Below are 8,805 nucleotides of genomic sequence, written 5' to 3'. Positions count from 1 at the left end.
GTCGGCGTCGCCGCGTTGTAGATCACGGACGCCTGCGCGGCGTTGCCGGTCTGCACGATCACGTTGTCGGTGGTCAGGACCGCTAGGGCCTGGGCCGCCGTGATCGTCTCATAAGTGTAGGTCGCCATTTATCTCTCCAGTGTGTGTCACAGGACCCCCGGCACGCTTGACCCCCATCCCCGATGGGGCAGTCCCAGCGGTCCATTACCCCCCACCCACGGCGACGCCGCGGCCAAGGTTAAACGAGCCCGGGAGAACAGGTATCGGAACCGCTGATTTTACGCAACAGCAAAAAGCGGCCGAAACGAGGTCTGTGGCGCCCGGGCGACACGACCCTATTCTTCGCGGAAAGCGTTGTGAATCGTGTCGGTTATGGGAGAAATCAAGAATCCCATAACGGTTCGTTTACCAGTTACGATCATGGCGTCCGCGGGCATCCCGGGGCTGAGCTTCACGCCCTTCGGAAGGTCGCCCACATGCCGGGAATCGATCCGCAGGTCGGCGAGGAAATAGCCCTCGCCGGTCTTCTCGTTGATCAGCCGATCGGCCGACAGGCCGACCACCTCGGCGGGCGCCGGCTGCGTCCAGCGCTGGTTCAAGCCGCTCAGGCGCACGCGCGCCGGCATGCCGATGTGCACCTCGTCCACGTCCTGCGGCTTGATCTGGGCGGTGACGATCAGCGGGCTGTTGTCCGGCACCACCTCCATCAGCGGCTCGCCGGCGCCCGCCACGCCGCCCACCGTGTGCTGGCTCAGGTTGAACACATAGCCGTCCACCGGCGAGCGGATCACCGTCCCCTGCAGGGTCTGCCTGGCCGCGGTGAGCTTGGGCAGGCCGTCGGCCAGCCGCGACTGCATCTCGCGCAGGCCGTCGGCGGCCTCGCTCTGACGCTGGTTGCGCAGGCTGCCGAGCTGCATCCGTGTCTCGCCCATCTGCTCGCGGGTCTTGGCGATCTCGGCGATCATCTGTCCCCGCTTGCCGGCCAGGTCCGCCATCGACGCCTGGTAGCGCAGGATCAGGTTCTTGCTGGCGTAGCCCTTCTCGAACAGGGTCTGGTAGCCGGTGAGCTGCTCCTTGGTCAGCCGGGCCTGCTCGTCGATCGAGGCCAGCTGGGCCTGCAGGCCGGTGATCGAATCGGCCTGCTGCTGCAGCCGCTGGTTCAGCACCGCGCCCTGGCTCTCGAACAGCTGCTGGCGCGAGGTGAACAGGAACTGCTGGTCGTGGATCATGCCCGCCACGCGCGGGTCGTTCAGGCGCGCGGTCAGTTCCGCCGGGAACTCGACCGCCGGCTTTCCGGTGGCCTCGGCCAGGTAGCGCGCGCTCTGGGCCAGGGCCACGTCCACGGCGTTCTGGGTCACGTCCGCGTTGGCGCGCGCCTGCACGTCGTCGAAGCGCAGCAGCACCTGCTGCGGTTTGACGTGGCTGCCCTCCTTCACCAGGATCGCCCGCACCGTGCCGCCTTCGCGATAGCGCAGCACCTTGCGATTCGCTTCGACCCGGATCTGCCCGGGCGCCGAAACGCCGGAGCTGATCGGCGTCAGCGACGCCCAGAGGCCCAGCCCCACCACCGCCACGCCGATCACCGCGGCGCCGACGCGGATCGGATGGCGCACCCGGCGAATCAGCTCGGCGTTGGCCGGCAGCTTGTCGTTGTCGTTGAACGACGGAGCGACGTAGGCGTGTGGACGCAGCGGTTGGATGTTGTTGCTCATCGGCCGGCCTCTATCGAACGCACTTCGGCGGGCTTCATCATCCGCGCCATCACCTGGTCGCGCGGGCCGAAGGCCTCGACCCGCCCCTCGCGCAGCACGAGCATCTTGTCCGCCGGCCGGAAGATCGCCGGCTTGTGCGAGATGATGACGATGGTCGCGCCCTTGGCCTTCAGCGCCTCGATGGCCTTCAACAGCGCCTCCTCGCCCTCGGAGTCCAGGCTGGCGTTCGGTTCGTCCAGCACCACGAAGGCCGGATCGCCCAGCATGGCGCGCGCCAGGCCCACCCGCTGCCGCTGGCCGGCGGACAGCACCAGGCCGCCCTCGCCCACGTCGGTGTCATAGCCCTTGGGCATGCGCAGGATCAGGTCGTGCGCGCCCGCCATCTGGGCGGCGCTCACCACCTCGGCGTCGGGGACGTCGATGCGGAACCGCGCGATGTTGTCGCGCACCGTGCCGGCGAACAGCTCGGTGTCCTGCGGCAGATAGCCCACGTGCCGCCCGAGGTCGGCGCGGTCCCAGGCGAACACGTCCGCCCCGTCCAGGCGCACCGCGCCCGCCACCGGCCGCCAGATCCCCAGCAGCAGCCGCGCGAGGGTCGACTTGCCGGCGCCCGAGGGCCCGACGAGCCCCATCACCTCGCCGGGCTCCAGGGCGAAGCTCACGCCCAGGATGGTCAGCCTCGCCGCGCCGAACGGGGCGAAGTTCACCCCCTCGACGCTCAGCCGGCCCGAGGGACGCGGCAGGCTGGTGGCCAGCGCCTGCGGCTCGGCCTTGGAAAGCAGGTTCATCAGCCGTTCGTGGGCGCGGGCGGCGTTGTTCAGCGTTTCCCAGGAGCCCACCACCCGCTCGATCGGCGCCAGCGCCCGGCTGGCCAGGATCATGTTGGCGAACAGCATGCCCGAGTGGATCTTGCCCTTCAGGATCAGCGCCGCCCCGATGGCTACGATCAGCACCTGCATGCCCATCCGCACCGCCCGGATGATGTCGCTCAGCATGTTCGACCGCTCGCTGGCGTCGACGCCGCGCTCGATGGAGATGGCGCGGAACTTGGCCCAGGCCGCGCCCAGGCGGGGCAGCATACCCATGGCCCGCACCACCTCGCCGTTGCGCAGCGCCGCGTCGGTGAAGGCGTAGCTCTTCAGGGCCGCGTCGTTGGCCTCCTTCATGGCCGGCCGCGTGGCGCGCTCCTGCATCAGCGCCAGCACCAGCAGCACCACGGCGCCCGCCGTGGTCACCAGGCCGATGAGCGGGTCGATGACGTAGAGGGTGATCAGGAAGACCGGGATCCACGGCAGGTCGAACAGCGCCGCCGCCCCGATGCCGGTCAGCGTCTGGCGGAAGGTGTCCAGGTCCCGCAGCGCCTGGGCCCGCGCGCTGGGCTCGCCGCGCACCGCCGCGTCGAACAGGCTGGAGAAGATGTGCCCCGACACCCGCTGGTCCAGCAGCATGCCGTAGTTGATCAGTATCCGCGCCCGGAAGTCGTCGATGATGCCGGAGATCGCGAACACGAACAGCGTCGCGAACGTCAGCACCCAGAGCGTCGCCTGGCTCTGGCTGACCAGCACCCGGCCATAGACCTGAAAGGTGTAGAGCGGCATCGCCATGTAGAGCAGATTGCTCACCAGGCTGAAGCCGAACGCGGCCAACGCCGGACTGTACCCCTCCCGGATCGCACGGGTCAGCACGTTGTCGGGCTGGTTGAAAAGGAACCTGAACATCTTCATGGGCGCAGCCCCGTTCCGCGGTTACCCAAAGCTGCAAGCTCCCGTAGGATGCCAAATCGTCATGAAGAACGCCCGGGCAATGCTGAGCCGACCCGACATCGGCTGGGTCCGTCGGATGCGGGCGACAGATGCTCGGGCCTCCGCGCCGTGTCAATGGTCTCCCGTGCGGCCAAATCGCCTTGCGGGGCGGGCGCGCGGCCTGCGGGCGCGGGCGCCACACCGCGCCTGCGAGGCGGCCTGATGCCCCGGGTCGCAGTGGTCGGAAGCTGCATCACCCGCGACCTCTGGCCGGTGCCGGGCGAGCGCGTCGAGGGGCTGCTCTATATCTCGCGCACCAGCCTGCCCAGCCTGTTCGCCCCGCCGGTCGCGGGCTTCGAGCCGGCGCCGGCGCCCCCCAACGGCCTCGGGCGCCATCAGCACGAGGCCGTGGTGTCGGACCTCGCCAAGCGGGCGCTCGCCGCCCTCGTCGCCCACCGGCCGACGCATATCATCTTCGACTTCATCGACGAGCGGTTCGACCTGCTCTCCGTGGCCGGGACATTCGCGACCCACAGCTGGGAGCTGGAGGTCTCCGGCTATCTGGACCAGCCGGCGCTGCAGTCCGCGCGCGCCATCCCGCGGCTGTCGGACGCCTGCGAGCGCCTGTGGCTGCGGGCGGCCGGCGAACTCTCGGCCTTCCTGCGCGCCACCCCGTTGCGCGACGCGGTCCTCGTCCTGCACGAGGCCCGCTGGGCGGAGACCTGGGTCGACGCCGAGGGGGCGCGCCGGCCCTTCGAGGATGTGGAGATCTGGTCCGGGCGCCCCGCCGACATCGCCGCGCACAACGCCATGCTGGCCCGCTACCAGGAGGCATTCCGCGCGGCGACGCCGGGCGTCGTCCGGGTGCGGGCGCAAAGCCATGTCGCCGACGCCGGCCACCGTTGGGGCCTGAGCCCCTTCCACTACGTCGACGGCTACTACCGCGAAATCTGGGACCAGCTCCGCGCCCTCGGCGCCTGACGCCGCGCCGCGCGGCCTCAACCCCGCCCGGCCAGCCGCGCCCAGTGGTCCAGCGGCGTCAGGCCGGATCCCGCCGCCTCGGGCCGCGCCGCCAGGTAGGCGGCGGTGGCGAACCCCGGCCGCGCCTCGCTGACGCGCCAGGCTCCGCCCAGCAGGTAGTCGACCAGCGGATTGGCGTCCGCCCCCAGGGCATCGCCCCGCGCCGCCGCGTAGTGGGCGGTGTCGAACCAGGGCCCGGGGTCGCGCCCCTCCCGCCCGCCGGCGGCGGCGAAATGGCTGAGCGGTTCGTCGCCTGTCCGGGCCACGTCCGGATAGTGGGTCAGGTACCAGGCCGGGTCGAACAGCGGGTGCGGCGAGAGGCCCTGCCGCCAGCCCTCGGCGAGATAGTGGACCAGCGGCGGGCCGGAGGCCGCGGAGCGCGGCGCCTGGCTGAGGTACCAGTGGGGGTCGAACAGCGGGTGCGGCGAGAGACCCTGGCCCCAGCCCTCTTCGAGATAATGCGCCAGCGGATTGGCGCCGCTTTGCGCCAGCTCCGGGCGCTGGGCCACGTACCAGGCCAGGCTGAACAGCGGGTGGGGGTCGAAGCCGCGCGGCGCGCCCAGGCGGACGAAATGCTCCAGCGGCGAGGCCCGCCAGCCGGCCAGCGCCCCGGCGTTGCGCGCCGCGTAGTAGGCCGGGTCGAACAGCGGATGCGGCGCCCGTCCCCGCTCCCAGCCCGACAGCAGATAGTGCGCCAGCGGGCTCAGCCGCGACGGCGCCTCGCCAAGCGTGGAAAGGTACCACGCCTGGTCCAGGAGCGCGCTGGGAGCCACGGCGGGATTGGGCCCTCGCCGCGCGTAGGCCGCCATGTGGCGAAGGTCGTGCAGCTTGCGCGCGGGCCCCGGGCCCGACGGCCGCCACAGGCCGGAACGGGCGATCAGCAGCGCCTGGCCCGGCGCGCGCAGCCCTCCAAGCAGCCGGTCGACCAGGCCGCTGCGCCGCCGCGGCCGCGATTCGCGGCGCAACGCCGCCTGGCGATAGGCGTCGAACGCCAACCTGCGCAGCCTGGCTTCTCCCTCGGCGCGGGCCGACAACGCCTCCACCAGGGCGAGCGTCAGCGAATTGCGGGTGACCGCCTCGCGCACCTGCGCCTGCTCGGCCAGGCGCCGGGCGTCGGCCAGGCGGCCGGCGATCAGGCTGATTTTCTGCTGCAGGCTCGTGGGCTCATCAGCCGCGGGTGCATGTTTGAAGTCGCTTGTCGCCAAGGCCCCGGCCGCGGGCGGCCCCCCTTCACCCCGTGTGATCGGCTGTCTCCGGGCTGGACCGCTGGCTGTCAAGGCGCTCCCCGGCCAAGAGCCTGACGACCCTCCTCCGCCAGCCAGGCCCAGAAGGTGCCGGCCCCGGTGGCGAACGGGTCCGGGAACGCCGCCTGCAGATCCTGCCGGCCGCGGTAGAGCAGCCGTTGGGCCCTGTCGATGGGCGCGCCGTCGTCGAAGGTCCCGTAGGCCCAGTAGCGAGCGGGAATCGCCGGGTCGCCGGCCGCCGTCACCTGGCGCCGGTACCAGCTCCAGATCTCGTAGACCGCAGGGTTCGCCCCGGCGTAGCGTTTGGTCATGGCGTCGCCCAGCGGGCCCAGCTTGGTGAAGTGCCAGAACCGCAGGGGCGCGCCGTTGACGGTGATTCGCCCGTCCCGGCCCACCGCCACCGTCCGCCGGCTCAGGTTCCAGCTCGCCACGTTGTAGCCGGGATCGCGCACCACCTTGACCTTGTCGAACAGGGCCGGGACGTGGTCGCACCAGCGCTGGTCGACGAACAGCCCCCGCTCCATTTCGTCATAGCAGTAGGCGAGCAGCCGGTCGTTCCACCACCTGGCGAACCGCAGGCCCTCGCCCGAGGCGCGCACGGCGACGAAGCCCAGGTTGAAGATCCCGGTGCGGGAAGCCGACAGGTCGTTGTCGAGAATCGCCGTGGGATCGTCGTTGGCGTCGATCAGGTGCGGGGTGAGCAGGATCTCGTCGGTCTCCAGCCAGCGCTCCAGCGGCGCCAGGCTCTCGAACAGCGCGGTGTCGGGGTCGAGATAAATCACCGCCTCGGCCCCGGACCCCGTCAGCGCCTGGAGCAGGAACGGCCCCTTCACCGCCGTGCACGCCTCCACCACGTCGTGCTTGAAGAGCCAGGCGCGGAAGTCGGCGATCCCCAGCGCCTTGGCGAACACCGCCCGGTCGAAGGGCTCGGCCGCCGGATCGAAGGCGAACCCCTCCGGCGGCTCGTCGGTGATCAGCGCCACCAGTTCCCAGTCGGGATGGAACCGCCGCAGCGTCCGGAACAGCACCCGCGCCCGGTCGAGATAGGAAAAGGTGAAGCTCGAGTAGCAGAGCACCTTCATGGCGCCGTCCCCACGACGAGATCGGCGGTGACTCCGCTGAACGCCAGATCGTAGAGCTGCGGCCGCCGCCTGGCGCGGGCCAGGGCCAGAATCTCGCCCGTCGCGAACGCCTTGTCCAGCGCCGCCTCGTCGGGCAGCACCCGGCCATGGCCCTCCCCTTCCACGAAGGCCGCCACATTGCCGCTGTCGGGGCTGGTGACCACCGCGGCCCCGCCGGCCACGGCCTCATAGGCGGTGAAGGAGAAGGTTTCGCGGCACAGCGGCCAGATCATCGCCGCGTCCACTCCCAGCCCTTCCACCGCCGCCGGCATCGCCGCAGGCGCCTCGTCGGTGACGGTCACCGGGTGGAAGGCCACCGGCAGGCCGCCTTCCGTGCGCATGCCGAGGTGCAGGAACTGGTAGCGCGGGTCGTCCGCGTACTTCAGCGCCAGGGCCCGGAAGATCGGCCAGCCCTTGTGCGCCGCCGGCAACCCCAGGAAGGCGAAGCGGAACGGCCCTGGCGGCGGCGGGAGGCCGCAGCCGGTCCGCGGCACGAGCCGCGCGTGCGGATGTATGATCTCACCCGCCGCCGGGAACGACCCGCGGCCCCGCCAGGTCGCCAGAGTCGGCGCCGAAGGCGCCACCACGGTCAGCGCCAGCCGCTCGAACAGCCGCCGGTGCTGGTCCACGTGGCGCGCCCGCATCGGCTGGTAGACGCAGATGCCGCAGGCGGCGCTGTCCGGCGGCGGCGCCCCACAGTCGGCCACGTCGTTGCGCAACAGATGATACCCCGCGCAGAGGCTGGCGAAGTCGTGCAGCCAGAAGAACCCCGCCTTCATCCCGGCCGCCAGGGCGAGGTCGGCGACCTCGTCGGCGGCATGTCCCAGCAGGCTGTGGATCGCGAAGCTCCGCGCACCCGGCGCAGCCGCCGAGGCCGCAGCCGCCACCGCCGCCACCACCGCCTCCGCCGCGAAGACGCCCAGCGTCTCGCCGTTCCACACCACGCCCGTCGGGCCGGGCTCGCCTTCGGCGCGCACCGTGGGCCAGGGCTTGGCGGGGAAGACGTGCAGGTGGTCCCGGCCCATGGCGGCGATCCGCGCGGCCTCGCGCTGTAGGCAGATCTGCAACCCGCCCATATTGGCCATGTAGTCGTCGTGGCTGACGCTGAGGTGCAGGTCCGTCCAGCCCGCACGGGACGCTGCGAAGGCGTCCGCCAGCCGCGCCGGATCCTCCAGCGCCACGCCGCGCGAGGCCGCCGCCACCCGTGCGACCCGCGCCTCGATGGCGACGAGGTCGGCGATCAGCCGGTAGCGGAAACCCAGGTTCTGGCGAGGCAGGCGTCCCTCGGCGCGGCCGGTGAAGATGAAGTGGAGGAAGGGATTAATTCCCGCCGCGGCGATGTCCGGATAGACCTCGAGGTAGTCGGCGATGGAGAAGGCGGTGCTGGGATCGCGACCCTCGCGCCAGCCGCTGGCCAGGAAGTGCCCCAACGGATCCGACCCGGCCTCGGCGACGTCCGCGTTGGCGCCCAGGTAGTAGGCCGCGTCGAACTCCGCCGCCACGGCGGCGCGCTCCGCCGCCGTCAGGGCCGCCGGCGGCATGGCCAGCCGGCGGGCCGCCGGCGGAGTCAGGGTCGGGCGCCACGCGGGGTCCTCCCCGCGGCGCAGGGCCTCGGCCAGATAAGCCGTCGCGTGCGGCGAGCGGGCGATCTCGCGGCCTTCCAGCCGGCCGCTGAGCAGGTAGTGCTGCAGGGGATTCATCCCGGCCCGCGCCACGTCGTCGTTGATCGTCAGGTAGGCGAGGGTGGAGAACCAGGGCGCCGGGTCGCGGCCCTCGCGCCAACCGGCGTCGGCGTAATGCGCCACCGGGTCTACCCCGAGCCTGGCCAGCTCGGGGTAGATCTCCCGGTAGAACGCCGCGTCCACCGCCGTCGAGATCACCAGTTGCACATGGTCGAGCTCAGCCGTCACGGCCATCTGGCGGGGAACTCCTGCGCGCGCGGGGCACGGCCCCGGCGCCGCTGTGT

General features: G+C 71.5%; 6 protein-coding genes. 1 reads left to right on the top strand and 5 read right to left on the bottom strand.

Translation table 11 applies throughout. From position 1 onward, the window contains the following. Nucleotides 1-335: 335 nt before the first annotated feature. Together VGL30_RS07755 and VGL30_RS07750 are read right to left on the bottom strand one after the other, a co-directional pair. Nucleotides 336-1,712, bottom strand: a complete 1,377-nt coding sequence (locus tag VGL30_RS07755) for an HlyD family type I secretion periplasmic adaptor subunit (RefSeq protein WP_331538538.1) — start codon at nucleotides 1,710-1,712, stop codon at nucleotides 336-338. After that, nucleotides 1,709-3,430 carry a type I secretion system permease/ATPase gene (locus tag VGL30_RS07750; RefSeq protein WP_331538535.1) on the bottom strand — a complete coding sequence of 574 codons (1,722 nt, stop codon included), beginning with the start codon at nucleotides 3,428-3,430 and terminating at the stop codon, nucleotides 1,709-1,711. Before VGL30_RS07750 ends, VGL30_RS07755 begins: the two co-directional genes overlap by 4 nt. Before the next feature lie 246 nt (nucleotides 3,431-3,676). Here VGL30_RS07750 and VGL30_RS07745 point away from each other — a divergent pair, with 246 nt between their 5' ends. Then, nucleotides 3,677-4,435 (top strand): DUF6270 domain-containing protein, encoded by a 759-nt coding sequence (locus VGL30_RS07745; RefSeq protein ID WP_331538533.1) that lies wholly within the window; start codon nucleotides 3,677-3,679, stop codon nucleotides 4,433-4,435. A gap of 17 nt (nucleotides 4,436-4,452) precedes the next feature. On the opposite strand, the gene VGL30_RS07740 is transcribed toward VGL30_RS07745, so the two are convergent. The 3 genes from VGL30_RS07740 to VGL30_RS07730 form a co-directional block, all read right to left on the bottom strand. Then, nucleotides 4,453-5,679 (bottom strand): hypothetical protein, encoded by a 1,227-nt coding sequence (locus VGL30_RS07740; protein WP_331538531.1) that lies wholly within the window; start codon nucleotides 5,677-5,679, stop codon nucleotides 4,453-4,455. Nucleotides 5,680-5,747: 68 nt separating this feature from the next. Beyond that, nucleotides 5,748-6,800 (bottom strand): hypothetical protein, encoded by a 1,053-nt coding sequence (locus VGL30_RS07735; RefSeq protein ID WP_331538529.1) that lies wholly within the window; start codon nucleotides 6,798-6,800, stop codon nucleotides 5,748-5,750. Beyond that, nucleotides 6,797-8,755, bottom strand: coding sequence for a hypothetical protein (locus VGL30_RS07730; protein ID WP_331538527.1), 1,959 nt, complete (start codon nucleotides 8,753-8,755; stop codon nucleotides 6,797-6,799). The genes VGL30_RS07735 and VGL30_RS07730 overlap by 4 nt, the downstream gene beginning before the upstream one ends. Nucleotides 8,756-8,805 lie beyond the last annotated feature (50 nt).

Origin of the sequence: Phenylobacterium sp. (assembly GCF_036502675.1) — a bacterium.
GTDB lineage: Bacteria > Pseudomonadota > Alphaproteobacteria > Caulobacterales > Caulobacteraceae > Phenylobacterium.
The sequence above is the reverse complement of the archived record's forward strand: the minus strand, read 5'-3'. Positions and strand labels throughout refer to the sequence as shown.